Below are 21,290 nucleotides of genomic sequence, written 5' to 3'. Positions count from 1 at the left end.
TCCGTCAACCGGCAGAGTCGATCATGTTTCGCATTTCGCCGGTCGTTTTCGACCGCCCGACGAACAAGGGCGGGCGGGGTGGCGGGGTGCGGCGGGCCCGGGGTCAGCGGAGGGGAACGCCGGCCACGCGGAGGGCGTGGACCAGGTCGCGGTGGCGGCTGTCGGAGACGGCTCGGGCGGCCGCCAGCAGTCGGGGGGCGAGGCGGGGCGGATCGGTACGGGCCAGCCGTGCGGCCTCTTCGGGAGCCCGGACCCGTACGAACGCCCCCAACAGCGCACCGGCCTCCTGGTCCCGGCCGTCGGCGGCCAGCGCCAGCGCCGCGTCGGCGATCTCGGCGGCCGGCCTGGAGACGCCCTGGCGCAGCAGCTGGACGCAGTCGGCGGCCCGGCCGGCGGCGCTGAGCGCGGCGGCGGCCGCGGCGAGCCGGGTCGGCGGCAGTGAGGCGGCCTCCCACAGCAGGGTGGCCCAGTCCGCGGCGAGCCCGGCGCGCTCCAGTTCCCCGGCGAGCGCGGGCAGCCGCTCCGGGGGCCAGCCGGCGGCCTCGCAGAGCACCCCGTGCGCCTCGCCGGAGCGGCCCTGGGTACGGAGGCCGATCAGTTCCCCCACCAGCTCCGCCACGGCCTGCCGGGCGGGGAGGGAGACGGTTCGGCCGGTCTCCGTGTCCGTCCCCTCCGGCCCCGGCAGCGGCTCGGGCACCGGCTCCTCGGGGGCGCCGCCGAAGCGGGCTCCGCGCGGGGCCGGCGCCGCGGCCATGCCGGCCGGGAAGGGGGTGGGCGCCGGCCCCGCGTCCGTGCCCACGGGGGCCCCGGCGAACCTGGCCCCGCGCTGCCGGGGCACCTTCCCGCCGGGTGTCCCGGCCTGCCGCCCGGTCCGGAACCACCGCCCGAAGGCAGGCCCGGCAGCCTCGGGCCGCCGTTCCCCGGACGCGTGACCCTCCGGGTCCGGAGCGGCCGGGTCACCCGGGGTGGAGGCGTCCGGGCCGGGCGGGTCACCCGGCGTGCCGGCATGCGGGCCGGCGGCACCACTGCGGGGCGTGAAGACGTCGGACTCCGGCCACGCGGGCGGTACGGCGGTCAGCCGGGTCGCCAGGTCCGTACAGCGGGAGGCGGCTCGGGCGTGGTCGTCGCGGGTCCAGGAGAGTTCGCGGGTCAGGCGCTCCGCCTCGGCCGGCGGCGGGGCCGCACGCAGGCGGTCCGCGAGCGTGCGCAGCGCCGCCTCGGCCGCGGCGCGCTGCGCCTCCGCGTCCGCCAGCTGGTCCCGCAACTCCCCCGCGCCGCCCGGCCGCCGGTCGTACGCGGCCACCGCGGCAGCCCGAAGCCGGGCCGCCTCCGCCGTCCAGGCGCGGGCGGACTCCTCGCCCCGCACGGCCGCGAGGTCGGCTAGCAGGGAGGCGAGCACGTCCCACGGCGCAACGGCCGCGCCGTCCAGACAGGCCCGCATCCCTTCGGGATCCCGCCGCAGGAACTCCGCGTACCACCCCGTTCCCGGATCGAGAAGGGCGACCAACTCTCGCATCAGGTCAGCGAGTTGACGTACAGCACCGATTCCGACCCTGTCCATGGCCCGCATTGCATCGCACCAGTGTTACGGGCGCGCTACGGGAGTCTCAAAGCTTGACGGCTTTCCCGCGGCCACGACCCGGACTCCGCACGCCGTCGCGCCCCCTGCGCCCGCCCCTACGCCGTCCCGTGCTTCTCCGCGTGCGTGAGGGTCTCCCAGGCCACGAACAGCTCGTCCGTGCCCGCCGGCCGGGCGCGGTCCACCAGCCGCCGCGTGTACGGCAGCCGGGCGCCCGCGCGGCCCTCGTAGTGGGCCAGGGCCACCTCCAGGTCGGGCCCCATGGAGCGCTCGACGCGGCCCCCGCAGAGCCAGCCGGGGGGCTTGTCGCCGAGCTGGTAGCGGGAGTGGAACTCCAGGGCGGCCTTGAGGCGTTCGGCCTCCTCGCCGTACAGGTCGACGCCCTGGTGCCAGGCGGTCTCCGCGATGTGCGCGGTGGCGGCCAGCGAGTAGCCGACGTGCTTGAGGTTGCGGCAGGTCTCCTGGCCGAGCCCGTCCACGTACGTGCCCTGCCCGAACCAGTACGCCCTGACCTTCTCCCCCGTGTCCAGCGAGGTCCGCGCCGGCACCCGGGGCCGCTCCCCGTCGGACCTGAGGTAGAAGTACGCCGGCACGCGGGCCCGGAAGCGGTCCAGCGCCTCCCCGAAGACCGTCTGGTCCTCCAGGAACACGGCGATCGCGATGGACGCGTCGGTCATCGCCAGCTCCCAGTTGCCGTTGAAGCCCGGCACCTGGTCGCGCACGGTCGTCAAGTACGCCTTGCGCAGCATCCACTTGAAGCGCTGCACCCGGGGGCCGGGCCAGCCCGGGTACCCCGCGTGCACGATGTCGGCGGCGCGGGCCCAGGTGGAGCCGGCCCAGGCCGCCTGGAGTCCGGCGTTGTCGTCGGTGTGGCGCTTCATCACGGCCGACCAGGCGTCCATGATCTCGGCGGACTTCCGCGCGTACACGGCCTTGCCGGTGACGCCCCAGAGCAGGGCGTGCGTGTACGCGGCGATCGCGTCCTGCCGCTCCGCGACACAGGCCGGGGGGCCGCCGTCGAAGGGGCACGCGACGGTCTCGGCGGGGTGCGGCACGTACTCCAGGGACGCATACGGGCTCTTCAGCACCGCGTGGTAGGCCGAGTGCCAGGGCTCCTCGCTCTGGGCGACCATGGCCTTGGCCCGGTCGAGCTGGGTGCGGCTGACGACCACCCCGGGATGGTGGAAGACCACGGCGGTGGGGGTTTCCGCGGCATGGTCCTCGGGGGCCGCGCAGGCGGCCAGCAGCAGGCCCGTCGCGAGCAGGCCGCCGAGCAGGCCGAGGCCCAGGGCATGCCGGCCGGACCGTCCCGGGCCGGCGGCCGGCCCGCGCCGCTTGGGTGCGTTCTGTGCAGACACGCTTTCACGGTTGCCCGGCACCCGGCGCGCCGCACCGCTGGTTGCGCCGAACGGCCGCCGATCCCGCCCCCGCCTCCCGCCACCCGCCACAGCACGGCGGGGGCGGGAGGCCAGGAAGCCGGAAGGCCAGGAAGGCCGCAAGGTCAGGAGGCCGCAAGGCCGCAAGGCCGCAAGGCCGCAAGCCAAGGAAGCCGGAGTTCCCGTTACCGCGTGCCGGAGGGCCGTACGACCATGGCCGAGCCGCCGCCCCGCCGGGTGGTCTCGGCGGCGGCGAGCCAGCGGCCGTCCGGCAGCCGCTGCACACCGGTCGCCGCGCCGATCTCCGGGTTCTGCCGGAAACCGTGGCCCAGCGCCTGGAGCTCGGCCCGCAGCGGGCTGTTCCACAGGCCGGGCTCCAGCTCGGTCGTGGTCTGGTTGCGCTGGCTGGCGCGCGGCGCCGCGATGGCGTCGACCAGCGGCAGGCCACGGTCGAGGTGACCGATGAGGGTCTGGAGCACGGTGGTGATGATCGTGGCCCCGCCCGGCGACCCGACGGCGAGCACCGGCCGGCCGTCGTCCAGCACGATGGTCGGGGACATCGACGAGCGCGGGCGCTTGCCGGGCCCGGGAAGGTTCGGGTCGTGCACGGACGGGCTGGCCGGCGCGAAGGAGAAGTCGGTCAGCTCGTTGTTGAGCAGGAAGCCGCGGCCCGGGACGGTGATGGCGCTGCCGCCGGTGGACTCGATGGTGAGGGTGTAGGACACGACGTTGCCCCAGCGGTCGGCGACCGTCAGGTGCGTGGTGTTCTCGCCCTCGTACGTGGTGGGGGCGGCCTGACCCGAGGTGCCGCAGTCGGCGGGGTCGTCGGGGTCCCCGGGGGCGAGCGGGCTGGTGAGCACCGCGTCGTCCTTGATCAGGCAGCCCCGCGAGTCGGCGAACCGCTGGGAGAGCAGCCCGCGGGTGGGCACGTCCTCGAAGGACGGGTCGCCGACCCAGCGGCCCCGGTCGGCGAAGGAGATCCGGGAGGCCTCGATGAAGCGGTGCAGGTACTGCGCCTCGCTCAGCTCGCCCACGTCGGAGCGCTCCAGGATGTTGAGGGCCTCGCCGACGGTGGTGCCGCCGGAGGAGGACGGCGCCATGCTGTAGACGTCCAGGCCCCGGTAGCCGACCCGGGTGGGGGTCTGCGCCTTGGTGCGGTACGCGCGGAGGTCCCCGGCCGTCATGTCGCCGGCCCGGACCTTGCGGGTGGCGGCGGGGTCGACGGGGGGCCTGCGCACGGCCTCGACGATGTCGTCGGCGATCGGGCCGCGGTAGAGGGCGCCGGTGCCCTTGCGGGCGAGTTCGGCGTACGTGTCGGCGAGGTCGGGGTTCTTGAACACGGTGCCCACGACGGGCGAGTCGCCGCCGGGCAGGAAGAGCTCGGCGGTGGCCGGGAAGTCCTTGAAGCGGGCCTTGTTGGCCTCGGTCTGGGCGCGGAAGGTGGCGTCCACGGTGAAGCCGTCGCGGGCGAGCTTCTCGGCGGGGGCGAGGAGTCGGCCGAGGGAGCGGGTGCCCCAGGCGTCGAGGGCGGACTTCCAGGTGGCGGGGGTGCCCGGGACGCCGACGCCGAGGCCGCTGGTCTGGCCCTCGGCGAAGGGGATGGGGGTGCCGTTCTCCTGGAAGAGGTGCTCGTCGGCGGTCTGCGGGGCGGTCTCGCGGCCGTCGATGGTGTGCACCCTGCGTTGTCTGGCGTCGTAGTAGACGAAGTACCCGCCGCCGCCGATGCCGGCGGAGTAGGGCTCGGTGACGCCGAGGGCGGCCGCGGTCGCGACGGCGGCGTCGACGGCGTTGCCGCCGGACCTGAGCACGGCGATGCCGGCCGCGGAGGCGTCCGCGTCCACGCTGGCGACGGCGCCGCCGTACCCGGCGGCCACCGGGACCTTCTCCGGGGTGGCGGCGGCCCGTACCCGGGTGGCGTCCGCGTCCCGGACCGCGGTGCCGGCGGCGGCCCCGCCTCCCGGCGCGCGTTCGGGGCCCGCCGTGCCGGCCGCGACGACCGGGGCCGCGGCGGCCGCTCCGGTCAGGGCGGTGGCCAGGGCGAGCAGGGCTAGCGTCCGTGCGGCGGACCGGGGCATCCGTACCTCCACTCAACGGGGTTGGGCGCAGCGTAACTTCACCATGTCCATCGCGTCAGGACGGCAACCCGCCAGGGTCCGGCCGGGTCGTCAGGCAATACCATCCCGCGCATGAACGATGACGTGCGCAACATCGTGCTCGGCGTGGCGGCGACCGCGCTGAGCGGTGGTCTCGGCTGGTTCGGGCGTACCTACCTGTGGCGGCGCAGGCTCCGCCGGAAGCAGGCCTTCTTCGGGCTGCCCACGGGGGCCGACTGCCTGTTCGTCGTCAACCGGCAGATGGGCGGCACCGACAGTTCGGTGCACCGGCACGACGCGTTCGCGCTGCTGGAGATATCGGCCCTGATCAAGGACTGCGGGGCGACGGTGCAGATCGTCACCCACGACGGTGCCCGGCAGGGCTTCGGCGAGCGCACCGAGTTCTGCGTGGGCGGGCCGGTGTCCAACGCCCGGACCACCGCGCACCTGGCGTCCATGCTGCCGGGCGTTGAGGTCGACCAGTCGGCGGACGAGGGCCCGGACCGGGGAGCGATCCGGGTCGGGGGCGAGACGTACCGGTGGGAGAAGAACACGTCCGAGTACGTGCTGCTCGCCCGGCTGACGACGCCCGAGGGCACCCGTCCGGTGTTCCTGATCAGCGGTCAGACGGCGGTCAGCAACCAGGCGGCGGCCCGCTACCTGGCACGGCACCACGAGGCGCTGGCCCGCAAGCACGGCAACCGGCCGTTCTGCCTCGTGCTGAAGGTGGTCAACTCCGCCGCGTACGGTCCGGACGTGACGGAGCTGGTGGCGGACGTCACCCAGCCCGCCCGGACACCCGCAGCGGCAGTCGCGTGATCCCGTTGATGAAGTTGGACACCAGGCGGCGGGGCGGGCCGGTGAGTTCGGGCGCCGGCATGGCGGCGGCCCACTCCTCGTAGAGGACGCGCAGCTGGAGGCGTGCGAAGTGGGCGCCGAGGCAGACGTGCGGCCCGTCGCCGAAGGAGACGTGGGGATTGGGCCGGCGGCCCAGGTCGAGCCGGTGGGGTGCGGCGAAGACCCGCTCGTCGTGGTTGGCGGAGGCGTGGAAGACGACCACCTTCTGCCCGGCCCGGATGGTGGTGCCGGCGAGTTCGGTGTCCGTGGCGGCGGTGCGGCGGAAGCTGAGCACCGGCGGGTGGACGCGCAGCAGTTCGTCCACGGCGAAGGCCGGGTCGGCCGCGCCGGAGCGCAGCCGTTCGTAGGCGGCGGGGTGTTGGGCGAGGGCGAGCAGTCCGCCGGGGGCGGCGCTGCGGACGGTGTCGTTGCCCGCGACGGTCAGCAGGAAGAAGAACATCTCCAGTTCGGGGTCGTCGAGGCCGGCCTCGGCGAGGGCGGTCATCAGGTCGTCGCCGGGGTGCTTGCGCTTGTGCGCGGCGAGCTCGCGGGCGTACGCGAACATCTCGGCGAGCAGGGCGGGCGAGCGCGGGTTGAGGGGCTTGCCGTCGGGGCCGAGGAGCGGGGCGGGGGTCTCGTCGGGGTCCTGGTAGCCGATGACGCGTACGGTCCATTCCAGCAGCAGGCCCCGGTCCGCGGCCGGTACGCCCATCAGGTCCGCGAGGTTGAGCAGGGCGTATTCGTCGGTGACGGCGCGGACCACGTCGGCGGTGCCGTCCGCGGCGTCCGCCCGGGCACGGCGCAGCAGGCCGGCGGCGCGTGTGCGGACGCGGTCGGCGAAGGCGTCGACCCGGGCGGGGGTGAAGGCGCGGGAGACGACGCGGCGGAGCCTGCCGTGGTCCGTGGGGGTCTCCCCGGGCCCGCGGGGCCCGGGGGCAGGGTCCTGGTTGAGCATGGTGCGGCGGATGAAGGGCAGGTCGGCCGGGTCGGGGTCGCGGATCTGGGTGGCGCCGAGGTACGAGGAGTAGGTGCGGGCGTCCTTGAGTACGCGGACCACGTCGGCGTGCCGGGTGACCGCCCAGAAGCCGGGCCCGGCGGGCCAGCCGAGGACCTCGGGTTCGGGCTGCCAGGCGACCGGGTGGTGGTCGCGGAGGGTCCGGTAGGCCGCGTGGGGCGGTCCGGCGGCGTAGACGCGCGGGTCGAACACGTCGGGCAGGTCTGCACGGCCGGGCTGGTCCACGCGGGCTCCGTTCACGAGGCGGGGAGGGGGTGTCGGACCCTGATCCGCCCGACACCCCCCGGTGACCACCGTGACCGGAGCGGGGCCGTGGGGCAAGGGTGCAGGGCGGGTCCGCCGCCCGGTCCCGCGGTCAGTACGAGGAGCGCCGTACCCGGCAGGATTCCGCCTCCAGCGTGCCGTCGGTGCCGGAAAGGGTGACGGTGGCCTCGCGGCCCTGGGCCAGGTCGGTGGCGAGGGTGCACACCAGCTGCTGGCGGGCGGCCGCCGACAGCGGCCGGACCGGGATGCCGAGCGTCAGCCGGATGGAGGTGGTCTCCGGCTCGCTCTCGCTGCCGTCCTGGCCGGCCCCGGTGCCGTCCTGGTCGATCTGCAGGCCCTCCAGGCGTTTGACGACCGGCAGCCCGGTGGTGAGGCCGGCCCCCTTCTCGCCGTCGGTGGGCCCGGCCATCAGGAGCCTGACCAGCGGGTCGGGTCCCAGCTTGTACTCCGCCGTGCCGGTGTCCATCCCGAAGGGGTTGGAGCGGATGACGGGCGTCAGCTCGCCGCGCGGGCCGAGCAGGTACAGCAGGGGCCAGGTGCCGCGCGCGTCCGCGACGCCGATGCCCGCCGGGGCGCCCGCCTCGATGACGTCCGTCCCCTGGATCCCGCAGCCCGCGGCCAGCACGGCACAGGCCCCGGCCGCCAGCGCGGCGCGGAGCCGGCCGGCCTTCAGCTGCCCGGCCCGCAGTCGCCCGGCTGCCCGGAGCCGTCCTGTCCGGGGCCTCGGTGTGCGGCGTTCCCTCACGCGCCCGCCTCCAGCGGCATCTCGACGGTGAACACGGCCCCGCCGGAGGCGGCGTTGGCCACCCGGACCGTCCCGCCGTGCAGCCGTACGTTCTCCATCGTGATGGCCAGTCCCAGGCCGCTGCCCGCGGACCGGGTACGGGCCGAGTCCGCCTTGTAGAAGCGGTCGAAGATGTGCGGCAGCACCTCGGGGGCGATGCCGGACCCGCTGTCGGCGACCTCCGTGACCAGCCACGTGCCGTCCTCGCGGGCCTCCGGGTACGCGCGGACGCGGACCGGCGCCCCGCCGTGCCGCAGGGCGTTGCCCACCAGGTTGGCGAGCACCACGTCGAAGCGGCGCGGGTCGAGCCGGGCCCGTACGCCCGGCGCGAGCTCGGTGTACACCTGGGCGGGGTCGGTCCAGTGGCGGCGCCGCAGGGTGGCGTGGATGGCCTCGGCCACGTCGACGGTGTCGGGGTTGAGCTCGGCGGCGCGGGCGTCGAAGCGGGAGATCTCCATCAGGTCCTCGACGAGGACGGCGAGCTTGCCCGTCTCGGTGCTGACCAGGCGGACCGCTGCGGCGGTGTCGGGGTCGAGGTGTTCGGCGTCCTCGTCGAGGACCTCGGTGACGGCGAGCATGCCGGCCAGCGGGGTGCGCAGTTCGTGGGAGACGTCGGCGGCGAACCGGCGGGCCCTGGCCTCGGCCCGCTGGAGCTCCTCCACGGAGCGTTCGAGCTCGACGGCGGTCTCGTTGAAGGTGTGCGCGAGGTCGGCGAGCTCGTCGCTGCCCCTGACCTCGATGCGGGTGTCCAGCTTGCCGTGGCCCAGGTGGCGGGCGGCCTGGCGCAGGTCGCGGACCGGGCGCAGCACGCCGCGGGCGGCGAGCAGGGCCGGTACGAGGGCGATGGCGAGGGCGGGTATGGCTCCGTCGCGGGCGGCGCCGACCATCGCGGCGACGGTGCTCTCCTCGACGGAGAGCGGCATGGTGGCGTAGAAGACGAGGCCGGTGTCCTGCTGGACGCCGCTGTGGCCGAAGACGGCGGGCATGGCGACGGCCAGCATGGGGTGGCCGTCCCGGACGACCCGCTGGAAGGCGCCGTGCGGATGGGCCCTGACCTGGTCGCGGAGGGTGTCGGTGACGATCGTGGAGGTCTGTCCGTCGCCGTTGGAGGAGACGGTGAGGTCGCCGTACTCGGCGAAGACGGTCCAGGGGTGGGGCTTGCCCTTGCGGGCGATCTCCTGGACGACCGACTGGAGTGCGGGGAGCCTCGGCGGCAGGGTGGTGGTGAGGGCCTCCACCTGGTCGCGCAGGGTGGCGACGGCGGTGTCCTGGGTCTGTTTGAGCACGGCCGTGCGCGCCTGCCGGTAGGTGAGTGCGGCGGTGGTGCCGGCGCTGATCGCGGCCACCAGCAGGAACGCGGCGATGAGGCGGGTGCGCAGGCCCAGTCTGCCGGTCAGTCTCCTCACAGGGGGCCGAACCGGTATCCGAAGCCGCGCACGGTCTGGATGTAGCGGGGGCTGCCGGACTCGTCCTCGATCTTGTTGCGGAGGCGGCGAACGCAGGCGTCGACCAGCCGGGCGTCGGCGTGGTAGCTGTGCTCCCAGACGTACTCCAGGAGCTGCTGGCGGCTGAAGACCTGCTCGGGCGAGGCGGACAGGTGGAGCAGCAGCTTGAGCTCGCTGGGGGCGAGCGGGAGGCGTTCGCCGTTCTTGGCGACGGTCAGGCCGGCCCGGTCGATGGCCAGCTCGCCGTGGAAGTCGGTCTCGACGCGGGCGGCGGGGTCGTTGAGGCGGCGGAGCACGGCGCGGATGCGGGCCTCGATGACCTCGGTCCTGGCGGGCTTGACGATGTAGTCGTCGGCGCCGGCCTCCAGTCCGATGACGACGTCGAAGTCGTCGCCGCGGGCGGTGAGCATGATGATCGGCAGCTGGCTGGTCTCGCGGATCCGGCGGCAGACCTGCACCCCGTTCATGCCGGGCAGCATCAGGTCGAGGAGCACGAGGTCGGGGCGGAACTCGCCGAGGGCGGCGAGGCCGCCTTCGCCGGTCTCGGCGGCCCGGACCTCGTGGCCGCGGCGGCGCAGTCCGAGGCCGACACCTTCCCGTACGGACGGGTCGTCCTCGATCAGCAGTACGCGTGGCATGGCGTCAGTATCCCAAGCGGTCGGGTGGCAGACGTCCGCCTATCGGCGGAGGCGCCTGCGGGCGGAGTCGAGCAGGTCGGTGATCGCGGTCACGCCCATCGGACGGGCGACCACGACGAGGGCGGCGCAGAAGGCGAGGGTTCCCGCGGCGAGGGCCGCGACGTCGCCGAACCGTTCGGCGCCGCGGGCGGCCCAGGTGCCGGCCGCGGCGACGAGCACGCAGGCGGCGGCCAGGCGCAGGTGCACGGCGAGGGTGGGCGAGCGGAGCACGCCGCGCCCGCCGAGCCGGCGGGAGAGGGTGAACCCGGTGGCCGCGAAGCCGGCGAAGAGCGCGACGGAGTACGCGGCGGCCATGCCGGTGACCGCCCAGCGGGGCGGCAGCAGCAGGTAGGCGGCGGCGGACAGGCCGGCGTTCCCGGCGGCGATGACGAGGTTGAGGAAGAAGGGGGTGCGGGTGTCGGAGAGGGCGTAGAACCCGCGGGAGAGCACGTACTGGCCGGAGAAGGCGATCAGTCCGGGCGCGAAGGCGGTCATGATGCCCGCCATCACCGCGATGTCGTCGGGTCCGGTGCGGCCGTACCCGAAGACGCTGCCCATGATCCACGGGGCGAGGGAGCCGAGCAGGAACGCCGCGGGGACGATCACTGCCGCGCTGGAGCGCAGCGCGTATCCGACGTCGCGGCGGACGGCGGCGAGGTCGCCGTCGGCGGCGGCGGAGCTCATCCGCGGCATCAGGGCGGTGACCAGGGAGACGGTGACGATGCCCTGGGGGACCATCCAGATCAGGTACGCGTTGCTGTACGCGGTGTAGCCCGCGCCGCCCGCGACGCCCTCGGTGACGGCCCGTACCCCCGTGGTGGTGGAGAGGCGGGTGACCACCCAGTAGGCGAGCTGGTTGGTGAGGACGAGCAGCACCAGCCAGCCGGCGTTGCGCAGGGGGCGGGCCAGTCCGCTGCCGCGCCAGTCGAACCGGGGGCGGAAGCGGAAGCCGGAGCGGCGCAGGGAGGGCAGCAGCGCGAGGGCCTGGACGACGATGCCGGCGGTGGTGCCCCAGCCCAGCAGGCGCAGCTCGGCGGCGGACAGGCCGGCGTCGGCGTCGTGGGCGACGGTGAGGTACAGACCGAAGACGGCGATCACGACGATGTTGTTGAGGACCGGGGTCCACATCATGGCGCCGAACCGGCCGCGGGCGTTGAGCACCTGCCCGAGGAGGGTGAAAAGGCCGTAGAAGAGGATCTGCGGCAGGCAGTAGCGGGCGAGGGCGACGGTGAGGTCTGCCTGGGCGCCGGAGTAGTCGGCGTACGCCGCCACGAGCGCGGGTGCCGCGAGCACGGCGGCGGCGGTGAGGACGAGCAGTGCGGCGGTGCAGGCCGTCAGCAGCCGGTCGGTGTAGGCGGTCCCGCCGTCCTCGTGCTCCTTGGCGGCCCGGACCAGCTCCGGGACGAACACCGCGTTGAGGGCGCCGCCGATGAGGAGGATGTAGAGGATGTTCGGGACCGTGTTGGCCACCGCGTAGCCGTCGCCGAGCAGGCCGGTGCCGAGGGCGGCGACGACGACCGCGGAGCGGACGAAGCCCGTGGCGCGGGACACGACGGAGCCCGCGGCCATCAGCGCGCCGCTGCGCAGCACCGAGCCCTTGCGGGGCGCGGCGTGGGCGGGACCTCCCGGTCTGGTGACGGTGGCGCTCACCGGCGGGCCAGGTACGCCTGGAAGGCGCGGTACAGCGCGTGGTTGGCGGCTCCGGCCACGGGGATCTCCCACTCTCCGAGGGTTTCGACGACGTGCCCGCCGGTGCCGAGCTTCCAGCGCAGCAGTCCGAAGGAGCGGTCGTCGGGGTCGAGGGTGGAGGGTACCCCGCGCATGTCGTATTCGTCCGCTCCGAGGGCATGTGCGTCGCACATCATGCGCCACTGCAGGGCGTTGCTGGGCCGTACCTCGCGCCGGTGGTCGGCGGAGGCGCCGGTCTGGTACCAGACCCGGCCGCCGGCCACGATCATGGTGTGGGCGGCGAGCACCTCGCCCTGGTGGACGGCGAGGTAGAGGCGCATGCGGCCGGATTCCTCGGCGTTCAGGACCTCGTACTGGCGCTGGTAGTAGGCGAGGGAGCGGCCGAGGCGGAAGCCGTCGCGGCTTTCGGTGATCTCCAGCAGCCGGTAGAACTCGGGCAGGTCGCCGGCGGTGCCGGTGACGGTCTGGACGCCCGCCTTGCCTGCCTTGCGTACGTTGCGGCGCCACTCCTGGTTGAGCCCGGACCACAGGTCGTCGAGGGAGCGGCCCTTGAGCGGGACGCGGAAGACGTGGCGGGGCTGGGCGTCGCCGTCGCTCTCGCCGCCGCAGCGCTGCCAGCCTCGGGAGCGGAGCCGGTCGGCGAGTGCGGCGCCGAGGGGGTCGACCTCGGTGGCGAGCACGTCGGATATCCGGCGGCCGGGTCCGGCGGCGGATTTGAGCGCGGCGGCGTCCCAGCGGCGGTAGGCGGGGCTGGGGCCCATGCGGACCGCGAACGCGCCCTGCCGGCGCAGGTGGCGCATGAGGGGGTCGAGCCAGCGGTCGATCGCAGGGTCGGCCCAGTCGGCCACCGGCCCTTCCGGCAGGTAGGCGAAGTATTTGCGGGTACCGGGAAATTGGCGATAGAGAACGAGCGCGGCACCCACGATCTCCCCCGAGGGCAAGTGCCATCCGACCCGTTCCGAGCGCCATTGGTCCTTGACGTCCGCCCATGACGGGTACTGGAGGAAACTCGCGTCGCGGCGCGTGGCGAGGAACCACTGGTACTCGTCCGCGGTGAGGGTCCGGATCCGGAGCTCCCCGTTCTGCTGCCGCGGGTCGTCCGTGGTGACGAGCAGAGCGCACACGGCGGATTCCTTCCTCTGTGCCAAAGGTGAACACACAGGACTCTCACAGGAGTCCGTGACCGGACCGCGCGGCGAATGTGACCGGACGATGACCGTTCTGCTGCGGTCGACGTCACAACCGGAAGACCGATTTTTTCGGCGGAATCGGCAACCTAAAGTGCCTGAAGTCCGCTCTTCGTTTGCGGACATACACACCTGGGAGGGGTTTCCACCTTGAGCCGCACACGCCGTACCGCATCCCTGACGCGCCGCCACGTCCCGTTCGCGCGCGGCCGCCGGGCCGCGATCGCGGGGACCGCCGTCCTCGCCGCCGCGCTGACCGCCTGTTCGGGCGGCGCGGACGCCGGCGGCTCGGGCAAGGCCGCCATGAAGGAGAGGGCCCCGATGGCCATCACGGTCAACCTGACCGGAGACAAGGCCAAGGCGGGCGGGCCGGTCACCGTGAAGGTGGCGGAGGGCCGGCTGACCTCGGTGAAGGTGACGGACGCCAAGGGCGGGGAGCTGACGGGGCAGATCGCGGCGGACGGCCGGAGCTGGACCTCGCAGCGCAACGCGTCGCCGGGCACCGCGTACAAGGTCGAGGCGAAGAACGACGCGAACGGCACGGCGGGCGCGCAGTTCACCACCGCGGAGGCCGACAAGGTCAACAAGATCACCATCTCGCCCCAGAAGGGCGGCACGTACGGCATCGCCCAGCCGATCTCACTGGTCTTCGACAACCCGGTGAAGAACAAGGCCGAGGTCGAGAAGCAGCTGAAGGTCACCACCTCGAACGGCACCGAGGGGTCCTGGGGCTGGATGAAGGACTACTCGGGGCAGGACCGGGTGGACTGGCGGCCCAAGGAGTACTGGAAGCCGGGCACCGAGGTGAAGCTCCAGATGAACCTGAACGGGGTGGACTCGGGCCAGGGCGGCGGCTACTTCGTGCGCGACTACAACACGCACTTCTCCATCGGCAAGGACCAGCGGATCAAGGTGTCCCTGGACGACCACCAGCTGACCATGACCCGCGACGGCAGCGAGATCAAGCGGATCCCGATCTCGGCCGGCACCCCGGGCGGCAAGAAGGCGTCCTGGGAGGGCAAGCTGGTGGTGATGGCGAAGGAGGGCACCATCCGGATGGACTCCCAGACGGTGGGCCTGGGCGACGCCTACGACAAGATGGTCGACTACTCGATGCGGCTGACCTGGTCGGGCATGTACGCGCACGCCGCACCGTGGAACTCCGCCAACTTCGGCCGGGCGAACACCAGCTCGGGGTGCGTGGGCATGAGCAACGCCAACGCCGCCGACTTCTACGCGGCCGTGCAGCCCGGCGACCCCTTCGAGGTGGTGGGCAGCGGTTCCAAGGGCAAGCCGGAGATCGGCAACGGGTACGGCGAGTGGAACGAGTCCTGGTCCGAGTGGACCGCCCGGAGCGCCCTCCACGGCTCCTGACGCCCCTCACCAGCGCCGTCAACCCCACGGGCGCGCAGCTGACCTTCTCCTCACCCGGGGCCGATCCCTCGTACGTCTCGGTCCCGTTGCGCGAGCAGTGATCGCGGCTGGCGCCGGTGCGGCGAGGCCATCTGCCCATGTCCTCCTGACGTGTGGCGTATCAGGGCCCAGCGCAAACTATCCAGCCCGGCACGGGACTTCGACTCAGACACGCATAAAGGAGACATAAAGAAGACATTGACCCTGCGGGGTGCCTCCGATCAGCCCTCGGAGGCCTCCGCGTAGGCCTGGGACAGTTCGGGGGACCCCGTCATCGCCCAGGCGATCCCCGATTCGACCACGTTCAGCTCGCGCCCCGAGGCCAGCCGGATCACCGGCTGACCGCTGGGCCAGATGCGCCAGCCCGCGCCCGGCACGGTACGGATGATCACCGTGCCGAGGTAGAGCCCCGCGTCGTTGCCGAGCCAGGGCGCCGCCTCCGGATCCCGGCGCCAGCGGGGCATCAGCTGGTCCAGCGCCCCCAACGAGGCAGGGGTCTCGTCCAGTTCGAGCCCCGCGGAGCTCGCCTGCGCGCGCAGCAGTTCGCACTCCGAGAGCAGCTCGACCACCCCCTCCGGGTCGCCTGCAAGGGCGGTCGCCAGAGTCGAGCCCTGTCCGGTTTCGTGCCGCTTTCGCCAGTTGTCCAGGAAGGGGATGTTCATACCACCCAGCGTCGCACCCGTGTCCGCCCGTAGGCCATAGGCGCGCCTGAGCCGCCGCGCCCCGCTAGACGTCGAGGTCGACCACCACCGGAGCGTGGTCGGACGCGCCCTTGCCCTTGCGCTCCTCGCGGTCCACGTACGCGTCCTTGACCGCTCCGGCGAAGGCCGCGTTGCCGTACACCAGGTCGATGCGCATGCCGCGGTTCTTGGGGAACGCCAGCTGGCGGTAGTCCCAGTAGGTGTACGGGCGGTCGTACTTGAGCGGCCGCGGCACGACGTCCGAGAGGCCGGCGGCACGCAGTGCCTCCAGCGCGGCGCGCTCCGGCGGGGTGACGTGGGTGAGGCCGACGAAGGCCGCCGGGTCGAACACGTCCTCGTCGGTCGGTGCGACGTTGAAGTCGCCCATGACCGCGAACGGCCGCTCCCCCGCGGCATCTTGTGCCACGGCGGTGGTCAGCGCGCGGAACCAGTCGAGCTTGTAGCCGTAGTGGTCGTGCTCGGGCTCCCGGCCGTTGGGGACGTACACCGACCAGACGCGGACGCCGCCACAGGTGGCGGAGAGCGCGCGGGGCTCCTGGACGCCCTCGTAGTCGGGGCCGTCGGCCAGCCCGGCCACCACGTCCTCCATGCCGACCCTGGAGAGCAGGGCCACGCCGTTCCACCGGCCGGTGGCGTTCACCGCGGAGTCGTACCCCAGTTCCCGCAGCTCCGCGTGGGGGAACTGGTCGGCGGAGCACTTGGTCTCCTGGATGCACAGCACGTCGGTGCCGCTGCTCTCCAGCCAGGCCAGCAGCCGGGGCAGCCGAGCGGTGATCGAGTTCACGTTCCAGGTGGCGATACGCATGTACCCCAACCTACCGCCCGGCTCCGACAGTCACCTTCCGGCGCGGGCCGGTCACAGCTCGCGCGGGCCGGTCACAGCTCGGTGGTGCCGCCCGGGCCGAGCCGTGAGTGGTCCGCGCCGCCGAGGGCGCCGATCTGGCCGTCGTAGATCGGGCGGGCGAGGTCCGCGAGGTAGGCGTCGTGGATGTCGATGGCCCGGCGCGGCTTCACCTCCCGCACGTAGTCGATCACCTCGGCGATCTTGTTCCAGGGGGCGTGGACGGGGAGCATCAGCGTGTCGACGGGCCGGTCCGGCACGGTCAGGGCGTCACCGGGGTGGAAGAGGGAGCCGTCCACCAGGAAGCCGACGTTCGTGATCCGCGGGATGTCCGGGTGGATCACGGCGTGCAGCTCGCCGTGGACCTGTACGTCGAAACCGGCGGCGGTGAAGGCGTCGCCGTGCCCGACCGTGTGCACCCGGCCCGGATACGCGGGGGCCAGCCGCTCGGCCACGGACCGCAGGGTCCAGATCTCCGCCGCCGGGTTCGCCTCCAGGGCGGCCCGCAGCCGGCCCTCCTCGAAGTGGTCGGGGTGCTCGTGCGTGACCAGCAGCGCGTCGGCGCCCAGTCCCGCGTCGGGCTCGTTGAAGGCGCCCGGGTCGATGACGAGCGTCCGCCCGTCCTTCTCCACCTTGACGCAGGAGTGCCGCAGTTTGGTGAGCTTCATGGGGACCATCTTGGCCCGGGTCAGGGCGTCGCGGTGGAGACCACGTACACGCGGGCCGAGTTCGGGTCGGTGAAGTCGACCGTGATGTCCTGGGTGGGGCGGGGGTCGGCCTGTTCGTGGGTGGTGCCCTGCCAGGTGCGGTCCGCGGGGAACTTCCAGCCGGCCACCGTGGCGTCCTTGCCGCCGATGGTGACGCCGGGCTTCAGGGCGGACCGGCTGGTGCCGGTCTGCACCAGGAAGGTGTCCAGGTCGGCGTGGGTGACGGTGAAGGCGACGTACAGCCGGCTCGTGCGCCAGTTGTTCGTCTCGTAGAAGCGGACGCTCCACGCCCTGTCCGGCACCGGCACCTCGTAGATGCTGCGCTGCACCCGGGACGGCCAGCCGGCCCTGACCTGGGTCGCGGCGGCCTTGGCGGCCTTGTCGCGGCCGCTGCTGCGGCTCTGCTCGGCGGAGATCGCCAGGTAGCCGGCCGGGACGCCGATCAGCAGCACGATGATGATCGCGGTCAGCCAGCGGCGCCTGATCACGTGGCGGCGGTCCTCGACGGGCCCGGCCGCGTCGCTGTCCGGGGCCGGGGCCTGGCGGGGCAGGGTGGGCGTCACTGCGGATCCTCGGGGGTCTTGCCGGTGGGGCGGGTGCCGAACGCCCCGCCGGGGCTGAACAGGCGGCCGGTCTGGGCGTAGCGCTCGTACCGCTCGACGCGGCGGCGATTGGCGCGGCGGAAGCGGCGGGCCACCAGGCGGGCCAGGTCGGCGGCGCCGACCATGCCGGCCTCGGGGCCCAGCTGGGCCTTGGCGATCCGGGCCTCGGGCCGGTAGCCGCGGCCGGTCAGGTGGCGCCGGAAGGCGTCCCTGGCGGGGCCGATGAGCAGGTCGTCGGCGGCGCTGACGCCGCCGCCGATGACGAAGCAGGAGGGGTCGAGGGCGGCGGCGAGGTTGGCGATGCCGACGCCGAGCCACTGGCCGATGTCCTGGAGCAGCTCGACGCACATGGCGTCGCCCTCGCGGGCCAGCTCGGTGATGAGCGGACCGGTGATCTCCGGGACGTTGCCCTGGACGCGGTCGATGATGTTGTACGCGACCGGGGAGTCGGCGGCGGCCAGCTCGCGGGCCTCGCGGACCAGGGCGTTGCCGGAGCTGTACTGCTCCCAGCAGCCGCGGTTGCCGCACGGGCAGCGATGGCCGCCGGGTACGACCTGCATGTGGCCGAACTCGCCGGCGACCCCGTACTTGCCGCGCTTGACCTGGCCGTCCTCCAGGATGGCGCCGCCGATGCCGGTGCCCAGGGTGATCATCACCAGGTGGTCCTCACCGCGGCCGGCGCCGAACCGCCACTCGGCCCAGGCGGCCGTGTTGGCGTCGTTGTCGACCATGACCGGTACGGCCAGCCGGGACTGGAGGGCGTCGCGCAGCGGCTCGTCGCGCCAGGCCAGGTGGGGCGCGAAGAGGACGCGGGAGCGGTTGGCGTCGACCCAGCCGGCCGCGCCGATGCCGACGGCGTGCACGTCGTGCCGGTCGGAGAGGTCCAGGACCAGCTCGACGATGGTGTCCTCGACGACCTTGGGGCTCTTGGACTTGTCGGGGGTCTCGGTGCGCAGCTTCTCCAGGATCACGCCGTCGGCGTCGACGACGCCGGCCATGACCTTGGTGCCGCCGATGTCGATGCCGACCGTGGGGACGCGCGGGGCGGTCAGGTGGGACCTGCGCTCCCGCGACCCGACGGTCCGCAGGACGGTGCCCCGCGCAGCGCCGCGGTGGGCGAGCGTGAAGTCCCGGTACGTGCTCATCGAGTGCTGGTGTCCCTCAGTGGTCGGGGGTGGCGGGCGTGGTGGCGGTGTCCTCGGGGGGTTGCCGTGCCCCGCGGGGCACGGGTCCCCTGTCTGCCGATTCTGCCACCCGCTCCAGTTCGTGGCTCAGTTCCTCAAGCTCCGATCCGCCCGCCATCTGGCGGGTCAGCTCGTCCAGGGTGATGGAGTCGCGGGTGTGGCTGCCGGCCATCGTGCCGCGTTTCAGCAGCACGAAGCGGTCGCCGACGAGGTGGGCGTGGTGCGGGTTGTGGGTGATGAGGACCACCCCGAGACCCGCGTCACGGGCGGCCGCGACGTACTTGAGCACGACTCCGGACTGCTTCACGCCAAGGGCCGCGGTGGGCTCGTCGAGGACCAGCACCTTCGCCCCGAAGTGGACCGCGCGGGCGATGGCGACGCACTGCCGCTCGCCGCCCGAGAGGGTGCCGATCGGCTGGTCGACGTCGCGCAGGTCGATGCCCATGCGCAGCAGCTCGGACCGGGTGGTCTCCCGCATGAGGGCGGTGTCGAGGCGGCGGAAGGGGCCGCGCCCCTTCGTGGGCTCGGATCCGAGGAAGAAGTTGCGCCATACGGGCATCAGGGGGACGACGGCCAGGTCCTGGTAGACGGTGGCGATGCCCCGGTCGAGCGCGGCTCGGGGGTTGGCGAGGCGGGTTTCCTCGCCCTCGATCCTGAAGGTGCCTGCGTCGTGCTGGTGCAGCCCCGCGATGATCTTGATGAGGGTGGACTTGCCGGCCCCGTTGTCGCCGAGCACGCAGGTGATCTCGCCGGCGGAGACCTCCAGGGAGACGTCGTCGAGGGCGCGGATGTTGCCGTAGTGCTTGCCGACCCGGTCCAGTTCGATGAGCGCGGTCACCTGCTCGCCTCCGCTCGCTTGCGCACCCAGGCGTTGAGCAGGGTGGCGAGAAGGAGCATCGCGCCCAGGAAGAACTTGAACCAGTCGGGGTTCCACTGGGCGTACACGATGCCGTTGCTGGTCATGCCGAAGATGAAGGCTCCCACGGCGGAGCCGATGGCCGAGCCGTAGCCGCCGGTCATCAGACAGCCGCCGATCACGGCCGCGATGATGTAGAGGAACTCGTTGCCGACGCCCTCGCCCGACTGGACGACGTCGAACGAGAAGAGGATGTGCTGGCCGGAGATCCAGGCGCAGAGCGCGACGCCCATGTACAGCCCGATCCGGGTCCTCACCACGGGGACGCCCACGGCGCGGGCGGCCGGCGCACCGCCGCCCACCGCGAAGATCCAGTTCCCGGCCCGGGTGCGCAGCAGGATCCAGGTGGCGAGGGCCACCAGGCCCAGCCACCAGAGGATGGTGACCTTGAGGGTGACGCCGCCCACGTCCCACTGGGAGGCGAAGACGGCGCGGGCGGAGGGGAAGCCCTCCATGTCGGCGATGGACTTCGTGGAGACGGCCCCGCTGATCAGCTTGGTGAAGCCGAGGTTCAGACCGGTCAGCATGAGGAAGGTGCCGAGGGTGATGATGAAGCTCGGCAGGCCGGTGCGGGTCAGCATGAAGCCGTTGAAGAAGCCGATGGCCAGGGTGACCAGCAGGGACACGCCGATGCCCACCCAGACGTTCGCGGTCATCTGGTAGCTGAACATCGAGGAGACCAGCGCCGAGGTCGTGACCATCACGCCGGCCGACAGGTCGAACTCGCCGCCGATCATCAGCAGCGCCACCGGCACGGCCATGATCCCGATGGTGGAGGCCGAGTACAGGATCGTGCTCAGACTGCCGGCCTGCAGGAAGGTGTCGGCGGCGAAGGAGAAGAAGACGAAGACCGCGGCGGCGCCGACCACCGCGCCCAGCTCGGGCCGGGTGAGGAGCCTGCGTACGAGGGAGACGGGCGCCAGGCGCTCGTCCGCGGCGGCGGCACTGCTCATCGGGTGCCCCGCTGGATGTACTCGGTGAGCTTCGCGGCGTCGGCGGCGTCCACGATCTGCGGACCGGTGAGCACCGGCCGGCCGCCGCCGAGCACGTCCGCGTTGTAGCGGTAGAGCCAGAGCAGGTCCACTGCCTCGTACCCCTGGAGGTACGGCTGCTGGTCGACGGCGAAGCCGAGGCTGCCGTCCTTGAGGCCGGCGGCGACCTGCGGGTTCAGGTCGAAGGTGTCGACCTCCGCCTTGCTGCCGGCCGCCTTCCGTGCCTTGACCGCGGTGGCCGCGAAGGGCGCGCCGAGGGTGACGACGGCGTCGACGGACGGGTCGGCCTGGAGCTTGGCCTGGATCGCCGCCTGGACGGAGGGCATGTTGGTGCCCTCGACGTACAGGTTCTCCAGGGTGCCGCCGAAGGTCTTCTTCGCTCCGGCGCAGCGCTGCTCGTGGCCGACGTTGCCCTGTTCGTGCAGGACGCAGACGGCCTTCCTGCGGCCCCGCTTCGTCAGCTCGGTGCCCACGGCCTCGCCGGCGATGGTCTCGTCCTGGCCGATGTGGGTGAGGGCGCCGTACTCCTGGGACTGGGCGGATCCCGAGTTCACCGTGATGACGGGGATGCCGGCCCGGACCGCCTTGCCGACGACGTCCTTGAGAGCCTCGGGCTTGGCGAGGGAGACGATCAGGCCGTCGACCTTCTGGTCGATCGCGTTCTGGACGAACTGGGCCTGCTGCTGCGCCTGGTCGTCGTGGGAGTAGACGAAGTTGATGTTGTCCTTGGCGGCGGCCTCCTTGGCGCCCTTCTGCACGATGTCCCAGAAGGTGTCGCCGTCTCCCGCGTGCGTGACCATCGCGAAGGTCCAGCGCGGGGTGGACACGGCCGGCCGCCCGGCCGCCGCCGCCTTCCGGGCCTCCTCGGCGCGCTTGCCGCCCGTACTGCTGCACCCCGCGAGGGAGGCTCCCAGCACCGTCGCGAGCAGTACGCCCGCGATCCGCGCCCCTGTACCGATCCTGGCCACGTCGCCGCGCCCTTCCCTTC

The 21,290-nt window shown here is 73.1% G+C and carries 19 protein-coding genes; 2 read left to right on the top strand and 17 right to left on the bottom strand.

Annotated features, from left to right (window positions below):
- Window positions 1–103 precede the first annotated feature (103 nt).
- From ACIF6F_RS04105 to ggt, 3 genes are all read right to left on the bottom strand, one after another.
- The gene (locus tag ACIF6F_RS04105) at window positions 104–1,516 is read right to left on the bottom strand and encodes a UL36 very large tegument protein (RefSeq protein WP_399940946.1); all 1,413 of its coding nucleotides are present in this window, start codon (window positions 1,514–1,516) and stop codon (window positions 104–106) included.
- Between the two features lie 161 nt (window positions 1,517–1,677).
- Window positions 1,678–2,844, bottom strand: a complete 1,167-nt coding sequence (locus ACIF6F_RS04100; RefSeq protein ID WP_399942122.1) for an alginate lyase family protein — start codon at window positions 2,842–2,844, stop codon at window positions 1,678–1,680.
- Between the two features lie 296 nt (window positions 2,845–3,140).
- Window positions 3,141–5,030, bottom strand: a complete 1,890-nt coding sequence (ggt, locus tag ACIF6F_RS04095; RefSeq protein WP_399940944.1) for a gamma-glutamyltransferase — start codon at window positions 5,028–5,030, stop codon at window positions 3,141–3,143.
- A gap of 111 nt (window positions 5,031–5,141) precedes the next feature.
- On the opposite strand from ggt, the gene ACIF6F_RS04090 reads away from it, so the two are divergent.
- A complete protein-coding gene (locus tag ACIF6F_RS04090; protein WP_399940941.1) occupies window positions 5,142–5,867 on the top strand; it encodes a hypothetical protein in 726 nt (241 codons plus the stop codon).
- On the opposite strand, the gene ACIF6F_RS04085 is transcribed toward ACIF6F_RS04090, so the two are convergent.
- The 6 genes from ACIF6F_RS04085 to ACIF6F_RS04060 form a co-directional block, all read right to left on the bottom strand.
- Window positions 5,827–7,125 (bottom strand): cytochrome P450, encoded by a 1,299-nt coding sequence (locus ACIF6F_RS04085; RefSeq protein WP_399940938.1) that lies wholly within the window; start codon window positions 7,123–7,125, stop codon window positions 5,827–5,829. The genes ACIF6F_RS04090 and ACIF6F_RS04085 overlap by 41 nt on opposite strands.
- Before the next feature lie 130 nt (window positions 7,126–7,255).
- Entirely contained in the window at window positions 7,256–7,909 is a 654-nt protein-coding gene (locus ACIF6F_RS04080; RefSeq protein ID WP_399940936.1) for a hypothetical protein, read from the bottom strand.
- Window positions 7,906–9,354, bottom strand: coding sequence for an ATP-binding protein (locus ACIF6F_RS04075; RefSeq protein ID WP_399940935.1), 1,449 nt, complete (start codon window positions 9,352–9,354; stop codon window positions 7,906–7,908). Before ACIF6F_RS04075 ends, ACIF6F_RS04080 begins: the two co-directional genes overlap by 4 nt.
- Window positions 9,351–10,031, bottom strand: coding sequence for a response regulator (locus ACIF6F_RS04070; protein WP_399940932.1), 681 nt, complete (start codon window positions 10,029–10,031; stop codon window positions 9,351–9,353). Before ACIF6F_RS04070 ends, ACIF6F_RS04075 begins: the two co-directional genes overlap by 4 nt.
- Before the next feature lie 39 nt (window positions 10,032–10,070).
- Window positions 10,071–11,720 (bottom strand): murein biosynthesis integral membrane protein MurJ, encoded by a 1,650-nt coding sequence (gene murJ, locus ACIF6F_RS04065; protein ID WP_399940929.1) that lies wholly within the window; start codon window positions 11,718–11,720, stop codon window positions 10,071–10,073.
- A complete protein-coding gene (locus ACIF6F_RS04060) occupies window positions 11,717–12,883 on the bottom strand; it encodes a lipid II:glycine glycyltransferase FemX (RefSeq protein WP_399940926.1) in 1,167 nt (388 codons plus the stop codon). The genes murJ and ACIF6F_RS04060 overlap by 4 nt, the downstream gene beginning before the upstream one ends.
- A gap of 213 nt (window positions 12,884–13,096) precedes the next feature.
- Here ACIF6F_RS04060 and ACIF6F_RS04055 point away from each other — a divergent pair, with 213 nt between their 5' ends.
- Window positions 13,097–14,320 carry an Ig-like domain-containing protein gene (locus tag ACIF6F_RS04055; RefSeq protein ID WP_399940923.1) on the top strand — a complete coding sequence of 408 codons (1,224 nt, stop codon included), beginning with the start codon at window positions 13,097–13,099 and terminating at the stop codon, window positions 14,318–14,320.
- A 260-nt stretch (window positions 14,321–14,580) separates the two neighbouring features.
- On the opposite strand, the gene ACIF6F_RS04050 is transcribed toward ACIF6F_RS04055, so the two are convergent.
- The 8 genes from ACIF6F_RS04050 to ACIF6F_RS04015 all read right to left on the bottom strand — a co-directional run bounded on the left by ACIF6F_RS04050 (window position 14,581) and on the right by ACIF6F_RS04015 (window position 21,270).
- Complete coding sequence (locus tag ACIF6F_RS04050) at window positions 14,581–15,021, bottom strand: DUF6278 family protein (protein WP_399940920.1); 441 nt, start codon at window positions 15,019–15,021, stop codon at window positions 14,581–14,583.
- Between the two features lie 64 nt (window positions 15,022–15,085).
- On the bottom strand, window positions 15,086–15,865 hold the full coding sequence (locus ACIF6F_RS04045; RefSeq protein ID WP_399940917.1) for an exodeoxyribonuclease III: 780 nt from the start codon (window positions 15,863–15,865) through the stop codon (window positions 15,086–15,088).
- 71 nt (window positions 15,866–15,936) lie between these two features.
- Window positions 15,937–16,569 carry an MBL fold metallo-hydrolase gene (locus ACIF6F_RS04040; protein WP_399940914.1) on the bottom strand — a complete coding sequence of 211 codons (633 nt, stop codon included), beginning with the start codon at window positions 16,567–16,569 and terminating at the stop codon, window positions 15,937–15,939.
- A 20-nt stretch (window positions 16,570–16,589) separates the two neighbouring features.
- Window positions 16,590–17,171: a hypothetical protein gene (locus ACIF6F_RS04035; protein ID WP_399940912.1), complete on the bottom strand. Its 582-nt coding sequence runs from the start codon at window positions 17,169–17,171 to the stop codon at window positions 16,590–16,592.
- Window positions 17,168–18,355 carry an ROK family glucokinase gene (locus ACIF6F_RS04030; RefSeq protein ID WP_399940909.1) on the bottom strand — a complete coding sequence of 396 codons (1,188 nt, stop codon included), beginning with the start codon at window positions 18,353–18,355 and terminating at the stop codon, window positions 17,168–17,170. The genes ACIF6F_RS04035 and ACIF6F_RS04030 overlap by 4 nt, the downstream gene beginning before the upstream one ends.
- Window positions 18,356–18,371: 16 nt before the next feature.
- Window positions 18,372–19,232, bottom strand: coding sequence for an ATP-binding cassette domain-containing protein (locus tag ACIF6F_RS04025; RefSeq protein WP_399940906.1), 861 nt, complete (start codon window positions 19,230–19,232; stop codon window positions 18,372–18,374).
- A complete protein-coding gene (locus ACIF6F_RS04020; RefSeq protein WP_399940903.1) occupies window positions 19,229–20,263 on the bottom strand; it encodes an ABC transporter permease in 1,035 nt (344 codons plus the stop codon). The genes ACIF6F_RS04025 and ACIF6F_RS04020 overlap by 4 nt, the downstream gene beginning before the upstream one ends.
- Complete coding sequence (locus ACIF6F_RS04015; protein ID WP_399940900.1) at window positions 20,260–21,270, bottom strand: sugar ABC transporter substrate-binding protein; 1,011 nt, start codon at window positions 21,268–21,270, stop codon at window positions 20,260–20,262. Before ACIF6F_RS04015 ends, ACIF6F_RS04020 begins: the two co-directional genes overlap by 4 nt.
- Window positions 21,271–21,290 lie beyond the last annotated feature (20 nt).

It is taken from the genome of Streptomyces sp. NPDC086023 (assembly GCF_044540325.1).
Lineage (GTDB): Bacteria > Actinomycetota > Actinomycetes > Streptomycetales > Streptomycetaceae > Streptomyces.
The sequence above is the reverse complement of the archived record's forward strand: the minus strand, read 5'-3'. Positions and strand labels throughout refer to the sequence as shown.

What these genes read in the sequence shown, in the direction of transcription:
- ACIF6F_RS04105 (WP_399940946.1), bottom strand. Translation starts at nt 1,516, where the DNA reads ATGCGAGAGTTGGTCGCCCTTCTCGATCCGGGAACGGGGTGGTACGCG.
- ggt (WP_399940944.1), bottom strand. Translation starts at nt 5,030, where the DNA reads ATGCCCCGGTCCGCCGCACGGACGCTAGCCCTGCTCGCCCTGGCCACC.
- ACIF6F_RS04090 (WP_399940941.1), top strand. Translation starts at nt 5,142, where the DNA reads ATGAACGATGACGTGCGCAACATCGTGCTCGGCGTGGCGGCGACCGCG.
- ACIF6F_RS04070 (WP_399940932.1), bottom strand. Translation starts at nt 10,031, where the DNA reads ATGCCACGCGTACTGCTGATCGAGGACGACCCGTCCGTACGGGAAGGT.
- ACIF6F_RS04050 (WP_399940920.1), bottom strand. Translation starts at nt 15,021, where the DNA reads ATGAACATCCCCTTCCTGGACAACTGGCGAAAGCGGCACGAAACCGGA.
- ACIF6F_RS04045 (WP_399940917.1), bottom strand. Translation starts at nt 15,865, where the DNA reads ATGCGTATCGCCACCTGGAACGTGAACTCGATCACCGCTCGGCTGCCC.
- ACIF6F_RS04040 (WP_399940914.1), bottom strand. Translation starts at nt 16,569, where the DNA reads ATGAAGCTCACCAAACTGCGGCACTCCTGCGTCAAGGTGGAGAAGGAC.
- ACIF6F_RS04030 (WP_399940909.1), bottom strand. Translation starts at nt 18,355, where the DNA reads ATGAGCACGTACCGGGACTTCACGCTCGCCCACCGCGGCGCTGCGCGG.
- ACIF6F_RS04020 (WP_399940903.1), bottom strand. Translation starts at nt 20,263, where the DNA reads ATGAGCAGTGCCGCCGCCGCGGACGAGCGCCTGGCGCCCGTCTCCCTC.